The 16,233-nt window shown below is 60.1% G+C and carries 17 protein-coding genes; all 17 read right to left on the reverse strand.

Annotated elements, in window-relative coordinates; translation table 11 throughout:
• Positions 1-11 precede the first annotated feature (11 nt).
• The 17 genes from der to QKB66_RS02775 all read right to left on the reverse strand — a co-directional run bounded on the left by der (position 12) and on the right by QKB66_RS02775 (position 16,113).
• Positions 12-1,655 carry a ribosome biogenesis GTPase Der gene (der, locus tag QKB66_RS02695; RefSeq protein WP_070455587.1) on the reverse strand — a complete coding sequence of 548 codons (1,644 nt, stop codon included), beginning with the start codon at positions 1,653-1,655 and terminating at the stop codon, positions 12-14.
• Positions 1,648-2,343 carry a (d)CMP kinase gene (gene cmk, locus QKB66_RS02700; RefSeq protein ID WP_070455594.1) on the reverse strand — a complete coding sequence of 232 codons (696 nt, stop codon included), beginning with the start codon at positions 2,341-2,343 and terminating at the stop codon, positions 1,648-1,650. Before cmk ends, der begins: the two co-directional genes overlap by 8 nt.
• An 11-nt stretch (positions 2,344-2,354) precedes the next feature.
• Complete coding sequence (locus tag QKB66_RS02705; protein ID WP_062040699.1) at positions 2,355-3,287, reverse strand: pseudouridine synthase; 933 nt, start codon at positions 3,285-3,287, stop codon at positions 2,355-2,357.
• Positions 3,288-3,363: 76 nt separating this feature from the next.
• Positions 3,364-3,909, reverse strand: coding sequence for an SMC-Scp complex subunit ScpB (gene scpB, locus QKB66_RS02710; RefSeq protein ID WP_061926143.1), 546 nt, complete (start codon positions 3,907-3,909; stop codon positions 3,364-3,366).
• Between the two features lie 79 nt (positions 3,910-3,988).
• The gene (locus QKB66_RS02715) at positions 3,989-4,786 is read right to left on the reverse strand and encodes a segregation and condensation protein A (protein ID WP_414252630.1); all 798 of its coding nucleotides are present in this window, start codon (positions 4,784-4,786) and stop codon (positions 3,989-3,991) included.
• 11 nt (positions 4,787-4,797) lie between these two features.
• Positions 4,798-5,676: a ParA family protein gene (locus tag QKB66_RS02720; protein WP_179294288.1), complete on the reverse strand. Its 879-nt coding sequence runs from the start codon at positions 5,674-5,676 to the stop codon at positions 4,798-4,800.
• Between the two features lie 113 nt (positions 5,677-5,789).
• Entirely contained in the window at positions 5,790-6,848 is a 1,059-nt protein-coding gene (locus QKB66_RS02725; protein WP_414252631.1) for a hypothetical protein, read from the reverse strand.
• A 41-nt stretch (positions 6,849-6,889) separates the two neighbouring features.
• Positions 6,890-7,786: a site-specific tyrosine recombinase XerD gene (gene xerD, locus QKB66_RS02730; protein ID WP_062040693.1), complete on the reverse strand. Its 897-nt coding sequence runs from the start codon at positions 7,784-7,786 to the stop codon at positions 6,890-6,892.
• Complete coding sequence (locus QKB66_RS02735; protein ID WP_414252632.1) at positions 7,783-8,421, reverse strand: NUDIX domain-containing protein; 639 nt, start codon at positions 8,419-8,421, stop codon at positions 7,783-7,785. The genes xerD and QKB66_RS02735 overlap by 4 nt, the downstream gene beginning before the upstream one ends.
• Positions 8,422-9,342, reverse strand: coding sequence for a copper transporter (locus QKB66_RS02740; RefSeq protein ID WP_248090139.1), 921 nt, complete (start codon positions 9,340-9,342; stop codon positions 8,422-8,424).
• Positions 9,342-10,526 (reverse strand): putative cytokinetic ring protein SteA, encoded by a 1,185-nt coding sequence (steA, locus tag QKB66_RS02745; protein ID WP_248090136.1) that lies wholly within the window; start codon positions 10,524-10,526, stop codon positions 9,342-9,344. Before steA ends, QKB66_RS02740 begins: the two co-directional genes overlap by 1 nt.
• Positions 10,527-10,552: 26 nt before the next feature.
• Positions 10,553-12,229, reverse strand: a complete 1,677-nt coding sequence (gene recN / locus QKB66_RS02750; RefSeq protein WP_414252633.1) for a DNA repair protein RecN — start codon at positions 12,227-12,229, stop codon at positions 10,553-10,555.
• Positions 12,230-12,262: 33 nt separating this feature from the next.
• The gene (locus QKB66_RS02755; RefSeq protein WP_061926116.1) at positions 12,263-13,144 is read right to left on the reverse strand and encodes an NAD kinase; all 882 of its coding nucleotides are present in this window, start codon (positions 13,142-13,144) and stop codon (positions 12,263-12,265) included.
• A complete protein-coding gene (locus tag QKB66_RS02760; protein ID WP_248090130.1) occupies positions 13,141-13,950 on the reverse strand; it encodes a TlyA family RNA methyltransferase in 810 nt (269 codons plus the stop codon). Before QKB66_RS02760 ends, QKB66_RS02755 begins: the two co-directional genes overlap by 4 nt.
• Positions 13,950-14,111 carry a hypothetical protein gene (locus tag QKB66_RS02765; RefSeq protein ID WP_168163248.1) on the reverse strand — a complete coding sequence of 54 codons (162 nt, stop codon included), beginning with the start codon at positions 14,109-14,111 and terminating at the stop codon, positions 13,950-13,952. Before QKB66_RS02765 ends, QKB66_RS02760 begins: the two co-directional genes overlap by 1 nt.
• On the reverse strand, positions 14,102-15,085 hold the full coding sequence (locus tag QKB66_RS02770) for an HAD-IIA family hydrolase (RefSeq protein WP_062034938.1): 984 nt from the start codon (positions 15,083-15,085) through the stop codon (positions 14,102-14,104). Before QKB66_RS02770 ends, QKB66_RS02765 begins: the two co-directional genes overlap by 10 nt.
• A 2-nt stretch (positions 15,086-15,087) precedes the next feature.
• A complete protein-coding gene (locus QKB66_RS02775) occupies positions 15,088-16,113 on the reverse strand; it encodes a hypothetical protein (protein ID WP_082785788.1) in 1,026 nt (341 codons plus the stop codon).
• Positions 16,114-16,233 lie beyond the last annotated feature (120 nt).

The raw sequence follows: 16,233 nt of genomic DNA on the forward strand, positions 1-16,233 counted from the left end.
TTTTGTTCGCGTTAGCGCTTTGAGTTCTTTCCGCGGCGCTCGCGTACGCGCACCGCGATGCGCACCGGAGAACCGTGGAAGCCGAAACGCTCGCGGAACTTGCGCTCCAGATAGCGACGATAACCAGCGTCCAAGAAGCCAGTAGTAAACAGCACTATTGTTGGCGGCTGCGTCGATGCCTGCGTAGCAAAGAGCACGCGCGGCAGGCGGTTGTTCTTCATCGGCGGCGGGTTCGCAGCGATAGCCTCACGCAGCCAGTTGTTAAGCTGGCCGGTGGATACACGCTGATCCCAGCTCTCCAGGGCCTCGATCATCGCCGGCTCCAGGCGCTGCAGGGCGCGGCCGGTCTGCGCGGAGATGTTGACGCGGGTAACCCATGGCAGGTGGCGCAGCTGCTCGTCGATCTCGCGATCCAGGTAGTAGCGGCGGTCCTCGTCCATCAGGTCCCACTTGTTGAACGCGATGACTAGAGCCTTGCCGGATTCGAGAACCATGTTGAGCACACGCTGGTCCTGTTCAGAGACCTCCTCGGAGGCGTCGATAAGCATGATGCACACCTCAGCAGCGTCAATTACGCCGCGGGTACGCAGCGAAGCGTAATACTCGTGCCCTTGCGCGTTCTTGACTTTCTTGCGCAGGCCAGCAGTATCGATGAACTTCCAGAGACGCTGATCAAGCTGCACCAGTGAGTCAACTGGGTCGACCGTAGTACCCGCCACATTGTCCACGACGGAGCGTTCCTCGGAGGTCAGCTTATTCAGCAGCGAGGACTTACCAACGTTCGGCTTACCCACCAGCGCCACGCGACGCGGTCCGGAAGTAATCGAAGAATGGCGCGGCTCCTCGGGGAAAAGACGCAGGATCTCATCGAGAACGTCCGCGCCACCGCGGCCATGCTGCGCAGAAACCGGCCAAGGATCGCCCAAGCCCAAAGCGTAGAACTCGGCCATATCGGCGTACATGGTCTCAGAATCGAACTTGTTGGAGACCAAGATGACCGGAACCTCGGACTTTTGCAGCTTGCGTGCCATAACAGAGTCGGTCTCGGTGATGCCGACCTTCGTGTCGACCACGAAGACGATGACATCTGCAGTTGCCATGGCCTGCTCTGCCTGGCGAGCAATAGCAGCGTGGATGCCCTTGACGTTCGGGTCCCAGCCGCCAGTGTCCTGGACGAGGAAGCGCTGGCCGTTCCAGTCCGCGATATAGGAAACGCGGTCACGGGTAACGCCTGGGTGATCCTCCACCACTGCCTCACGGCGGCCCAAGAAACGGTTTACGAGGGAGGACTTGCCCACGTTTGGGCGACCAACAACAGCCACGGTGCAGAGGTTTTCCTCGGTGTGGGAATCCTGCACGCCGAAGGCACGGGAAAGTTCTTCCCACTCCTCCTCGCTCATTGGCTCTTCGCCGTCAGACTCATAGTCTTCACCGAAGTCGGCGTCGCCGAACTCGGAATCATCAAACTCACCGTTCTCGAGCTCCGACTCGTCGAATTCGTAGTCGAATTCTTCGGCATCGAAATCGCTCGGGGCCCAGCCGCCGTGCGGGTCACGGGCTACTTCTTCTTCGAGCTTTCCCACTGGATAGTGGAACTGGGTATCGAAGTCGCCTGCGGCGTTATTGTCTTCTTGACCTGCAAAACCCTTAGACATGTGCAGACTCCTTCACAATTTCGGTGAGAGCGTCGAGGACCTCTTCCAGGCTCATGAAAGAGGTATCGACGAGGGTGGCGTCTTCAGCTGGACGCAGCGGCGAGGTGGCGCGGGAAGAATCCGCGGCATCACGGCGCTCGACGTCTGCCAAGACGGTGGCGAAATCAGATTCCAAGCCTGCGGCGAGGTTCTGATCGTGGCGGCGCTGGGCGCGTACCTCAGCGGAGGCGGTCATGAATGCCTTCGCCGGGGCGTCGGCAAGCACCACAGTTCCGATGTCGCGGCCTTCAACGATGGCGCGGTGCGCATCCCGGGCTAGCTTGCGCTGCAGCTCCACCAAGTTCTGGCGAACCTCGGGGACCGCCGAAACTGCGGAAACGTTGCGAGTGACTTCGTCCTCACGGATGACGCGGGAGACGTCCTCTCCGTCGAAGAGGACCTGCTTGGAATCCGGATCATCGGAGACCTCCAGCGGCAAGTCTGTAGTGGTCTTGATGACCGCATCCGTGTCAGCTGGGTCGATGCCAGCGCGCAGAACTGCGAGCGTGGCAACGCGGTACATGGCGCCAGTGTCGACGTACTTTGCGTCGAGGCGCTTAGCCAAAGCACGGCAGGTGGTGGACTTGCCGGTGCCGGAGGGACCGTCGACGGCCAGGATGAGGCCGCCTTCAGGCATGTTTGAAATCATGTTTCCTTCCATTACATCCCCACCGCCTTGTAAAGGCTGGCCAACTCGCTGGAGTTGAGCGCACGCAAGATACCTGGCTTCATCTCGCCCAGCTGCAGGGTGTGCAGCTTGGTGCGAACCAGACGCTGGACTGGGAAGCCAGCTTCCTTGAGCATGCGGCGGACGATGTGCTTGCGGCCCTCGTGCAGTTCAACGCGAACCAAGGAATAGCCTTGGTTCTTGTCCACGACCTGGACATAGTCGGCCTTTGCCAAGCCGTCCTCGAGCTCCACCCCTTCCTTCAGGGTTCGTACCAAGCCATTGCCAGCCTCGCCTAAAACGGTAGCGAGGTAGGTCTTGCGCACCTCGTACTTCGGGTGCATCAGGCGGTTGGCCAGCTCACCATCATTGGTGATGAGGATAAGGCCCTCGGTATCGGCGTCCAGACGGCCGACGTGGAACAGACGCTGGCCTGCGGCCACGCGTTCACCGATGAGGTCGCCGATGCAGGGGCGGCCCAGTTCATCGCTCATGGTGGACTGCAGACCGCGCGGCTTGTTGAGGATGAAGTACTGGGTTTCCTCATTGACGTTGATGCGCACGCCGTCGACGCGGATGATGTCCACGTTTGGGTCGACGCGTACGCCCTGCTGCATGATGATCTTGCCGTTAACCTCAACGCGGCCGGCATCGATCATGATTTCGGCGTGACGGCGGGAGGCAACGCCTGCCTTGGCCAAGACCTTCTGGAGGCGTTCGCCCTTGGAGTTATTCGACTTGCCTTCGGTCAGCCAATCTGCGCCCAGTTCGCGGGCGACGGAATCTGCGGTGGCCTTCTTTTTCCTATTTGCGCGTTCACGCTTGTCGACGTGTTGATGGCGGGCCGGCTTCGCATTGGAGACAAGCATCTCGCTGTCTCGCTGCTTCTTTTCCGGTGTGCCGTCTCGGCGAGCGGGTGGGGTCACAATAAGTGTCCTTATCAGTAGAAGTTATGAAGTTACCTGCGCAATGCTACCCCACTGCCGCGCACCGTGCGAATACCTAATATTCGGAATCGATCTGTTCCATATCCGGCAAAAGCGGTGCAAGATCCGGCAGGCGCTCCAGCGAGTCAATGCCCAGCAGCTCCAAGAAAAGCTCGGTGGTTTCGTAGCGGTGTGCTAGGCCTTCCTGCGGCAGCTCGCGTACGAGACCACGCACGGTGAGCGTGCGCATCACACCATCGACGTTGACGCCACGCACCGCAGCAACCTGGGCGCGGGTGACCGGCTGGCGATAGGCAACCACAGCAAGGGTTTCCAGCGCCGCACGGGAGAGCTTGGTCTGCGAGCCATCAAGCAAGAACTCTTCTACCGCATCCGCGTTTTCCTGGCGGGTATAAAAGCGCCAGCCCTCCGCCGTCTCGCGCAGATCAATCCCCGATCCGCGGGAATCAAACTCGCGCTGAATCGCCCGCAAGTGATCACTGACCACGGACTCCTCTAGGTCGAGCGCGCGAGCCAAAGACTCAACGGAGGCCGGCGAATCAATCACCAGAAGAATCGATTCAAGGCGCGAACGTTGCTGCGAGATTAGCGGAAGTTCCATGCCGGATACTGTACTGCACCGACACAGCTGGCCTAATGCGAGCCGGCATTAATCCCAGGCCGGGATTTACTCCACCGGTCTAATCCCAGTTGGAAGCCGCCACCACGGCAGGGTCCACGTCGAGACCGGTCCAGCTAAATTCCAGTGGCCCGAGGGACTCTGGCTGCTCGGCGTCGACAGCCTTGGCCTTGTAGAGCTCCAGCAATGCCAAGAAGCGGCCGACAACCTCCATCGAGACGGTGCAATCACGCGTGAGAGCAGCAAAGCTCATCCACTGGCCCTCGCCCAGCAACTTAAGTGTGCTGAGGATCTTGCCGGCCTGTTCCGGCACAGACACTGCCACTTGGTGAATATGGCCCGTAGCCACCTCATCCGGCGGCTTGGGGCGGAATACGCTGGCAGCCAGCTCGGCAAACGAGGCCGGCGTATGGCCCAGGCGGACCGGCGGGAGAAGTTCCACGAAAGCCTTCTCCATGGAGACGGCACGCGGATAGCGGCGCCGCGCCTGTCGCTGCCATTGGGCGAATTGGTCGGCAACTTGCTTATAAGCCTTGTACTGCAGAAGCCGGGCGAAGAGAAGGTCGCGCGTTTCGAGCAGCTCAAGGTCTTCCAGATCGTCGACATCGCCGCGCGGCAAGAGGCGGGCCGCCTTCAAATCCAGCAACGTGGCAGCCACGAGAAGAAACTCGGTGGTTTCATCCAAATCTGCGGTAGCCCCCAGCTGGCGGGTGTACGCGACAAACTCATCGGTGACCTCAGAAAGCGCCACTTCGGTTACGTCCAACTTTTTCGACTGAATCAGCTGGAGCAGCAGATCAAAAGGGCCCTCGAAGTTGCGCAGTGCAATTCGAAAGCCCGTAATCTCCGGTTGGGTCACGGATAATCTTCCTAGACGGTGGAGCGCTCAATAACCTCTTTAGCGAGGTTGCGGTATTGCTGCGCTGCCTGGGAGCTCGGTGCCCAGCTGGTAATCGGCTCACCGGCCACGGATGTCTCCGGGAAACGGACCGTACGCGTGATGACGGTGTCGAAGACCTTGTCACCGAAGTATTCGACTACACGGTCCATGACCTCGCGGGCATGCTTGGTGCGGCGGTCAAACATGGTGACCAGGATGCCCATGACCTCAAGGTCGAAGTTAATGCGCTCGGAAACTTTGTCCACGGTATCGGTCAAAAGTGCCAGACCGCGCAAGGAGAAGAACTCGCACTCCATCGGGATGATGACGCCCTGGGAACAGGCCAAAGCATTGACCGTAAGCAGGCCCAAAGAAGGCTGGCAATCAATGATGATGAAGTCGTAATCACGGCGAATCGGGCGTAGCGCACGGGCCAAGGTGTGCTCACGGCCAACCTCGTTGACCATCTGAATCTCAGCGGCCGACAAGTCAATGTTGGCCGGCACAAGGTCGAGGTTCGGCACACCAGTGTGCTGGATGGCGGAGTGGATAGAAGTCTGGCTATCCAACATCACGTCATAGATGGTGTCCTCAATTTGGTCATGGGTGAGGCCCAAGCCTGCGGACAGTGCACCCTGCGGGTCCAAGTCAACGAGCAAGACTTTACGGCCCAACTCTGCAAGGCACGCGCCCATGTTGATGGTCGAGGTGGTCTTACCAACGCCACCTTTTTGATTACACATCGAAATGATGGTTGCTGGCCCGTGCTTTTCCAACGGAGCTGGATCTGGCAGCTCACGGATTGGACGCCCGGTCAGCCCTACCTGCGCTTCAGAGGCTGCAAACAGTCCCTCTTCGCCCACAGTCACACCTGCTTCCTTGACCACAAATCGATCGCCAATGCCACCCGATGCAGGTGGCTGATTACAACGTTGTGATTATAGAGTACCCGCTTTGACCCTTTCATCGCGATCAAGCAAAACTATCCAGTTTCTTGACTTGATTTACGGCGACGCGAAAGCAGCCATCCCAGCACAATTAAAAGCAAAACGCCGCCGGCACCAATAGCCCACGGAAGAATCGAAGAACTATTCTTCGAATCCGCATTGGCACCTTCACCGGAGCCATTGTCAGGGTTTGGCACGTCCCCGGCAGTTTCCTTATTTGGGTCCGTCAGCGTCACTACGAGCATCGCCGCGTTATCGGAATCGCGGACCAGCTCCATGATGAACGGGTTATCCGGGGTTTGGCCTTCCGGATAGGTCAGTTCAAGCGTGCGCGAGGACTTATCTACCTTCCGCTGAACGCCCTTGATGAACTCGCCTTTTGCATTGAGGTAGCGCAACGTAACGCCAGCCTCGTCAGTGTCCTTGAAGCGGTTATACAGATCCAGCGCCTGCATCACGCCCATCTGCGCCGTGATGGTCTGGCCTTCAATCGTTGCGTCCAGGTTGATGTACTCCGCCTGCGACACATCGACTCCACCTGCTGCCGCCGGATTATTCGCAGGGTCACCGCCTGGCACACCGCCCTGGGCGCCATTGTCACTAGCAGCGCCACCATCAGCGCCAGTCCCGGAACTAGAATCTTCACCAGCAGAACCACCGTCGCCGTTATCACCGCCGCCAGCGCCCTCACCGCTACCGTCACCAGCACCGCCGCCATGCAGCACTGCCCCGCCGTCTCCACCATTGGCGATGTCCTCGCCTGCATTATTCAGGTCTTCCTGGGTGACCGAACCGTCGGCCACGAGCGTCAGGCTAATGGTCGTGCCTTCGTAGGTTACGGGCACCGTGACTTGGCCGCCTTCGGGCGGTGCGGTAATCGTGGCGGATCCGCCGGAGGCATTGATGTTCCAGCCCTCACCGGCATAACTTACGTCTACGGGGACCGGTAGGGACACGGTCGAAGTTTGGCCCGCCGGGACGGAGACTGAGGCGTCCTGTGCCTGTGCAGGCGCTACTGCCAGCACCATCGCCACTACCGCTGTTGCGGCAGCCAGCTTTGCCCCGCGTGTTACACCGGCAAGATTTTTCAGCATGTTCTACTTACTTTCCTGTCTATTTTTAAATTCGTTTAAGCCTAAGCCCTGGGATGCGCCGTGCGCCAGACTTCGCGCAGAGAATCCGCAGTGACGTGGGTATAGATCTGCGTGGTTGTCACCGAGGAATGCCCCAGCAGCTCCTGCACGGTACGCACGTCCGCACCGCCTTCTAATAGGTGCGTGGCAAAGGAGTGGCGCAGCGTGTGCGGTGAGATGGACTTTTTAATCCCGGCCCGCGCGGCGGCCTGTTTCAACACCGCCCATGCGCTTTGGCGAGACAGAGACCCACCGCGCGTATTGAGAAATAGTGCATGGGACTTACCCTTCGACAGAACCGGCCGGCCCCGCACCAAGTACTCCTCCACGGCCTTTTGCGCCTGTGATCCCACCGGAACCAAGCGCTGCTTATCGCCCTTACCGGTTAGCATCAACATGCCATCGTTTTCGGTTACATCATCAACAGTTAAAGAGGTGACCTCCGTGATGCGTGCACCCGTGCCGTAGAGCAATTCCAGCAGCGCACGGTCGCGAATATCAATCGGAGTGGCCACTTCCCCCGTAGGCACCGAATCGAGTAGCTTTTCTACCTCCTCAATCTGCAGGGTTTCCGGCAGGTGCTGCGCATTTCTCGGAGGAGTCACTTCACTAGCCACATCCACGTCGAGGATACCCTCAGCCACGGCGAACTTGTGCAGGCCACGGGCGACGATGAGAGCCCTGCTTGCCGACGACGCGGCCATGGAGCCGCGCAAAAACTTCAGGTAGTTTTCAACCATCCCACGGTCGACGGCCGCTAAATCGTCCACCCCATTGTCAGCCAGCCAGCCCAAATAGCGGCGCACATCCCTGCGATAGTTGCTCAAGGTATTGGCCGAAGCGCCTCTTTCCACCGCTAGGTGGTTGAGCCACGTCGCAGCTAGTCCCTCCGCCTTCACAGCTTCTTCAGGTCAGGGCCAGGGCGACGCGCAGCCATCGCGGTCGGGCGCAGCTCGAAAGGCTCGTCCACACTACGCGGCTTGCGGCCGCCGCGATAAACGGCATAGGCCGCCAAGATGCCGGTGGCCGCTATCGAATTGACGATGTCACCAGAAATCACTCGATCGACCGCCTCTTCAAGCGGCACCCACGCGAAGTCCATGTCGGCTTCCTCATCGCCTTCAGCATCCATTCGCGGGACAGCACTTAACCCGCGGGATAAAAACACGCGCACGGCTTCCTCGCAGAAGCCCGGCGAGGTGATGATATCCGCAAGCACGGACCAGTCTTCAGCGGCCAGCCCGGCTTCTTCCTGCAGTTCCCTCTTCGCTCCGGTGAGTTCGTCCTCCCCCTTGATGTCGAGCAAGCCAGCAGGAAGCTCCCACAGGCGCCTATCCGCACTACGGCGATATTGATTGACCATGGCGATGCGCTCTTCATCATCCACCGCGACGATAGCCACAGCGCCAAAGTGCTCTACTACCTCACGGTAGGCGGTGGTCCCGCCCGGCATCACTACTTCGTCTCGGCGCACCGCGATGATCGAGGCGTCGAGAAGCAGCTCACTGCTGCGTACCTCGAAGTCATGAGCCATTTAGAGATCCTCCGGCAGGCTCGGCGCCGCCGCATCGGCCGAGGAAGCAGCACCATAGGCACCCTTGCCTCCGTCGAGCTGCTCCTTTGCCGCCATAACCGCAGCCATGCGCGAGGTGGTGCGGTCGATGGAGTCCACCGTAGAGATATCCGATTTGGCCTCACGCAGCTTGCCAATGACGCGATCTTCGGCAGCCTGCTCTACGCGTGCTGCCACCACTGTGTTTCCGCCGGCCGCGTCTAGGGCCTCTAGGAAATTGACCGTCTGATCGGTGTAGTAACCAGGAAAGCCCTTACCGCCGACGTAAACCACAGCCTGTGCAGGCAAAATAGTCCCGTCTTCATAGTCGATATAGCCAGCATCGCGCAGCGCCTGCAGCAGGTTCGCACGGTCCTTGGTGGAAGATAGTGGCTCGGTGGTCTTCGGGTCCATCAGCAAGGCCGCGGCCAGCGCCTGACCGGAGTGCGTGCCTGCATCCACCTTCTTGGAATCAAGCTTGGCACCCGCCGGCAATGCGTTAGTGACCAAAGAAAGCAGCTTATCCGCGCCCTCCTGGCGGTAGAACTCGTCCGTTAGCTTAATCTCGCCGGCATCTTCGGCATCCGCGGACTTAAGCAAGCTGCGGATTGCGCGCACGTCGCCCTCGCTGGCTTCCCCAGTCGAGATTACTAGCACGGGACGCTGCGCCAAGCTGCCATCAACTACGACGGGAGCCAGTTTGTCAAGGACGGAGTCGCTAGAGTCTGCCTGTGCCTTGAGCACTTCCTCATTCTGAGCCTTCTTCTGGAACTCCTCGCGTAGCGATGAATCGCCCCCGGCGCCGCCCGACGGCATATTCGGAGCAATCGCCAGCGCTCCCAAGGCCACGCCCACGGCGGTGCCGAAACCAAGACCAGCAACAAGAAGTGACTTACCCGCCATTACTTAAACCATCCTTGCACGCTCAAAGCAAAGTTATTCCAGGTATCGATGAGGTTCTGACCGAAGGAAGCGTCGCCGCCCAAGCCCACGATGATGACGATCACGGCCAGCGCAACCAGGATGCCAAGCAGAGCCCAGAGCCATCCGATGCCGCCGGAGTTCGGGTTGGTGTAAAGGTTGATGACGGAATCGGCATCCACCAGGCGCGTGCCCGCCTTCATACGGGAAAGCATCGCAGCCGGAGTAGCGTGCTTTTGCTTAGCAAAGATATCGTCCAGGTCCAGGGAGCGGCCGACCTGCACAATCATCTGGGCGCCGTGATAATCAGCCAGCAGGAGCGCAAGATCGGTGGCGGAGTCTGTTGCCGCCGGGAAGGTCATCGCACCGATGCCTAGGTCTTGGATGCGCTCAAGGCCCTCCGCGGTGCCGTCTGGATCTGCAGGCAGGATAACGCGCGCACCGCAGCGCAGAGTCTCGGAGCTAATTTCGGAAGGATCACCGACGATAAAGTCCGGCTTATAGCCCAAATCCACCACGGTATCTGCTGCAGAATCCACACCAATGATGATCGGCTCGTATTCGCGGATGAAGTTGCGCAGCAGCTTCACCTTGTTGCGATGGTCCGTGGACGGCGAGACAACCAACACCTTGCGGCCTGCCATCTCGGTGCCGGAATCCGGAACGCCCAGGCCGTCGATAAGCAGCGGGCCCTCGGAATGGATGAACTCGATGGAGTTGCCGAAGAAAGCTTCCATATGGTCAATCAGCTCGCGTTGTGCGGAGGAAAAATTCTTCTCGGCCTTCTCGCGGCTCACAACCTTGCCCGTGGCCACCTCGGTATCGCCAATGAAGACGGCGCCTTCCTCATTAATGCGCGCCTTCTTGCCGTCCTTAAAGCTGGAGACGAATTCCTCGCCCACGCCCTCGATCAGGGTCACACCAGCGTCCAACAGCATGTGTGGGCCGTAGTTCGGGATGGACCCGGTGGTAAATTCTGCGACGTTCAGGACAGCTGCAGGCTTGATATCGACCAGCATCTGCGCTTCCTGGCGGGAAATATTGGCGGCATTGATGACGGCAAAGTCACCTTCGACGAACTTCTTCATGCCCTTTCCGCCCGGGGTGCAGTCACGCAGCGCACCGTGTTCACCAGGCAGATCGGAGTTACGGGAAAACAGACTCATACTTGCCATTGTCCCCCGTCACAAACTTAAATTGTGGAAGGCGCGCGGAACGCTGCCACTTCTGCCTGGGCGCGATCGAATAATTCCTGGGCGTGCGCGCGGCCAGTCTCAGTATCATCCAGACCTGCGAGCATGCGGGCAAGTTCTTCTACCCGCTCGCTAGCGCTGAGATCGCTGACACCGGAGGTGAATTTCTCCTTCGAGACATGCAGGTGACTATCTGCATAGGCGGCAACCTGTGGCAGGTGGGTGACCACGATGACCTGGTTGGAGGTAGCTAGACGCGCTAGGCGACGCCCGATTTCTACCGCGGCGCGACCGCCCACGCCGGCGTCGACCTCGTCGAAGACCATGGTCGCACCATCTCCATCCGCCAACACGACCTCCAGCGCCAGCATGACGCGGGAAAGCTCGCCGCCAGAGGCTGCGCCTGCCAGCGGCTTGCCGTTGAGTTGAAACTCCACCTCGTCGGCACCGGTCTTGGAGTACTTCGCTTCTCGGATTTCCACGTTGAGCGCGGAATTCGGCATGGCAAGTCCGTGGATTTCCTCGGTGACCTGCTTACTTAGGTTCTTCGCGGCCTTCTTGCGGGCCTTGGTCAACGCGCTGGCCCTAGCTACCATTTGTTTCTCGGCCTCCATGACCTTAGCCTTGAGCTCTTCCAAAACCTCGGCGGAGGTATCCATGGAGTCGAGTTTTTCTGCCGCGGCGTCACGCCAAGCCAAAACGCCGTCGATGTCGGCGGCATACTTGCGGGTCAGCTGCTTCAGATCTTGCTGACGGCGCAGCGATTCTTCGAGCAGGTTTGGGTCGGCAGGTAGCGATTCTAAGTACGTGCCCAGCTCGGCGGCGATATCGGAGACCTGGCTGGTGATATCGCTCAAGCGTTCGCCCAATGCCGCGAGCTCCTTATCGCTAGAGCCCACCAACGCGGTGCTGGCACGGCCCAGCAATGCGGAGGCAGCCTCGGCCTCGCCATAAGAATCATCGCCGTCTACGGCCGAAAGCGCGGTCGCTGCCGCCTCGCGTAAGGTATCAACGTCCTGCAAGCGCTGAATGAGGGTAACAAGCTCGGTGTCCTCGCCCGGTTCTGGGGCGACCTCGCCAATTTCATTGATTGCGAATTGCAGGCGATCTACCTCTTGCGCCAGCTCGCGGCGCGATTCCGTGCGGCGCTTATAGTCCTTGGCGAGCTCGCGCCAAGTGCGGAAAGCCTCAGTGTAGGTATCGCGGACCTTTGCAATGGAAGGCTGCGAGCGATCAACCGCGGCCAATTGCTGTTCGGGGGCAAGAAGACGCAGCTGATCGTTTTGGCCGTGCACCGTTAAAACATGGGAAGAAAAATCACTCAACGTTGCAGCAGGCACCGCGCGCCCGCCCAGGTAGGCGCGGGAGCGGCCAGCCGCCGACACCGTGCGGGAGGCGATATATTCGCCATTCTCGTCTGCGACGCCACCGACGGACTCCACGACCTCGGCGGCTGCCGCACGACCTGTGGCAAAGCGCCCCTCCACTGCTGCTTTCTGTGCACCATCACGCACGCGGGAGGCGTCGGCACGGCCGCCAGCCAGAAGGCGCAGGCCGGTGACAACCATGGTCTTACCAGCGCCGGTCTCGCCGGTTAAGACGGTAAGGCCTTCCGCGAACTCCGCCGCAGAGCGCTCAATGACGCCTAAGTCCTCGATAGTGATATCAACGAGCATGTCTGTGCCACACCTGCCTTTCTTTTAAAAAGCCTAGCTTTGCGGGCCGCGCCAGCCGTGCACTGGCAATCGGAGCTTAGATACCAACCTATCCGTAAAAGGTTGGTCATCCAGGCGCACCCATTTGACCGGATGCGCACCGCGCACCGCCTCCACACGCGAACCAGGCGGCATCGCGATTTCGCGGAAACCATCCAAGATGACGATTGCCGGAGAGGTAGCCGAGGCCGACTCTACCGCGACCTTGGACAGTGGAGAGACCACCATCGGCTTAGTAAACAGCGCGTGGGCGTTATTTGGAACCACGAGGAGGGCGTCCAACGACGGCCATAGCACGGGTCCGCCGGCGGAGAATGCATAGGCGGTAGATCCGGTAGGCGTAGAAATCAGCACGCCGTCGCAGCCAAAGGAAGAAACAGGGCGGCCATCGATTTCCAAGATGGCGTCCAGCACACCGGAACGGTTGAGGTTTTCGATGGAGGCCTCGTTGAGTGCCCAACCGCGCTCAATGAGCTTGCCTGAGCGGTCTGTGACCTCGACGTCGAGAGTCAGACGATCTTCTACCTCATAGTCGCAATCGATGACGCGCACGAGGGCGCGCTCCAAGGATTCCGCTTCCCATTGTGCGAGGAAGCCCACGTGGCCCAGGTTGATGCCCAACACCGGGACATCGACTGCGCGAGCCATGTCGGCAGCACGCAGGAAGGTGCCATCGCCGCCTAGGACGAGGACGAGCTCGCAGCCTGCCGCCGCAGCCGGGGTATGCTCAACGTGCTGCAGCTCCGGCAGCACGTGTTCCGGCGCGCTGACGCGGACCGTGATGCCGGCCTCCTGGAGAATCTCAGCAGCGCGGATAGTGGACTCGAGGTTGTCTGCACGGCTGGCGTGCGGGACAAGTAGAATTTCGCGCTTCACTGTGGCCCTTCCTCAATGGCGGTGCGCACCATCTCAGCGATATCTTCATCTTTGGTTACCTGGCCGTCTTTGACCAGCCACAGGAAATACTCCACGTTTCCGCTAGGTCCCGGGAGCGGTGAGGCTGCCACGCCTTTGACGCTAACCCCCAAGGTCTGCGCAAAGCGCGCCACCTCCTCGGTGACTTCCTGGCGCAGCTCCGGCGAACGAACAACTCCGCCTGCGCCAATGCGATCTTTGCCGACTTCAAACTGGGGCTTGACCATGGGCAGCAGCCATGCGCCCTCTGCCATTACATCGACGATGGCGGGCAAGACCAGCTTCAAAGAGATGAAGGAAAGATCACCCACCATGGCATCACAAGGCCCCTCGGTGATGTCTAGATCAAGATTGCGGATGTTGGTACGGTCGAGTACCTTTACGCGCTCGTCGTTCTGCAGGCGCCACAGCAGCTGGCCGTAGCCCACGTCGACGGAGAGCACCTCGCGAGCGCCGTTGCGCAGGCACACGTCGGTGAAACCACCGGTGGAAGCGCCGGCGTCGAGAACACGCTTATCCTTCAAAGAGACGTCGAAAGCCTCCAGCGCGCCGAGCAACTTATGCGCGCCGCGGGAAGCCCAGTCATCATTGTCAGCCGCCTCAACCTTGATGGAGACTTCCGGCTCTACGACGGTCGCGGGTTTACTGGCCTTGAAGCCGCCCACGGTAACGCGGCCGGCCTTGATCATCTCGACGGCCTGTTCCCTAGAACGAGCGATCTTCCTGCGGACGAGTTCTGCATCCAAACGACGCCGTTGTGGTGGCATTAGTTCTCCTGCAAGGCCTCACGCAGCACGGCGTGGGCGCTATCTAGTTGGGCTACTTCTTCGCTTAGCGACGTCGCGGGCTGGCCCAGGATTTCAGACATCGCGGCGTCGACTTCCTCGGGCGCCATGACGGCGCGCGGATCGTGCGGCTTTATCGCCATGCAGCTACTGCTTTCTCAGCAAACTCGCTGCGCGGCTGGATATAACGCGGCGGCTCAGGCATGGCCCAGGCAACCTCAAGAACGGTGCGCAGCGCCTGGATGGAGGTGGATTTTTCGTTTCCGCCCTGCAGCACGATGTCATATCCGTCGCAGCGGGCGCGGAAATCGCCCTGTGCGCCGGGCTTTGCCACCGCAACGGGCAGCGAGAGCTCGTGGAAGCCTGCACCGATGAAGTTCGGGCGCTGAGCTACCGGGGCCTCGATGAGCTCCAGCTCTCCCGATACACCGGTAAGCACGTGGAAGGTGTCCATCGCCGCTGCATTGCCACCGGCAATATCGGTGTCTAGGCGGTCGCCCACGGCAAGAGGTTTCTTCGACCCGACCTTTTTCGCCGCGTAGGTAAACATTGCAGGCTCCGGTTTGCCGGCGGAGATGGGCTCCACGCCAGTCGACGCCGCGACTGCCCCCACGAGGGCACCATTGCCCACGGCGAAGCCACGCTCGGTGGGCAACGAGGTATCCAGATTGGTGGCGAAGAACTTAGCGCCGTTGTTGATGGCGTAAGCAGCTTCGGATAGCTCCTTCCAACCAAGCGCCTTATCCATTCCCTGGACCACTGCTGCAGGCTTATCCTCTGCGCTATCTACCACCTGGTATCCAGCTTCACGCGTGAGCGTCCGGAAAGACTCTGCACCGATAACGAGAACCTTGGAGCCAGCCGGGATTTCCGCGGCCATGAGCACCAAAGAAGCCTGAGCGGAAGTCACGATATGTTCCGGATCGGCTTGCAGACCGATCTCAGAAAGCATCGAAGCCACGGCTTCTGGGCTGCGGGACGCGTTATTGGTGACGTAAACGGCGGGAACACCGCACGAGTTAATAACATCCACGACGCAGCGCAGCGGCTGGCCGCCTTCCCAAACGGTGCCATCAAGATCAAGCAACAACGAATCGTGGGCTTTGAGAATATTCATAGCTAGATCTCTGCTAGGCGTTCGGCGGCGTCGGTCCAGTCTCCTTCATCAATTTTGACTGCATGCTTGAACCACTCCTTGGCCTCCTCCTTGCGGCCTGCTTCCAGCAGCGCATTGGCGTAGGCATAGGACAAGCGGCATGCGGAAACACCGCGGTCTTCCTTGTTGGGGTAAGCGCGCTGCATGGTGACAACGGCAGACTCTGCCTGACCCATATCGATGCGTGCGCCGGCGACGACAATGGCGAGCTCGATTGCGGAATCGCCATCCAACTCGCGTGCTTCCTCGCTGCGACCAAGCTCGACCGCTTTTTCCGGACGACCAAGACCGCGCTCACAGTCAGCCATTACGGCCAGCAGACCTGGACCACCGGAGATTCGACGGGCTGCGCGCAACTCCGACAGGGCTTCCTTCCATTCGCCCGCGTGGTACGCCGCGACACCATTGGCCTCGCGTGCAACAGCAACGCGGCCGGCACGGTCCTTGGCGGCTCGCGCATGACGCAGTGCCAGCTTTGGATCATCATCCATCCAGGTGCCGGCCATAATCAGGTGCTTGGCGACGGCCTCCATGTTCTCCTTGGACAAGGAGCGCAGGTCCTGCAGCACCGACGGATCCAGGTCCTCGATGTTGATATCGGAAGGCAGATCGGGGTCAGTCATACGACGGTTAATGCGCTCTTCGCGGTAACCGGAACGCTGCGGATGTGCCTTATCGAAGCGCTTACCGCCATGTCCGCGACCGCCACCGCGGCGATCATTGCCGCGTGCGTCATTGCGACGGTCGTTGCCTCGACGCTCGTCGCGATTTCCACGGCCACCGCGATCGTTGCGGTCACGAGAGCCATTACGGCGGTCCCCATCCCAGCCATCGCGGCCGCCGCGACGGCTATCACGGCTATCGCGGTCCTCACCACGACCGTAGCCACGGCCACCACCACGGCGGTTGTCACGGCCACCGTTCTTGCGGTCACCGTAGTTCCCACGGCCGGAGCCGCCCTTACGATCGTTGAAACTGCGCTCAGACATCTAGCCTTACTCTCTTCTTGATTAGAACTCGTCCGTTACTACCGGCCTAGTTTACAGGCCATAAAGGACAAGACAGAAACCTCTACTTTACGCACCACAAGCGCTATAACCAAGCGGGGC

The sequence above is a fragment of the Corynebacterium sp. c25Ua_89 genome, from assembly GCF_047459735.1.
Taxonomy (GTDB): domain Bacteria; phylum Actinomycetota; class Actinomycetes; order Mycobacteriales; family Mycobacteriaceae; genus Corynebacterium; species Corynebacterium simulans.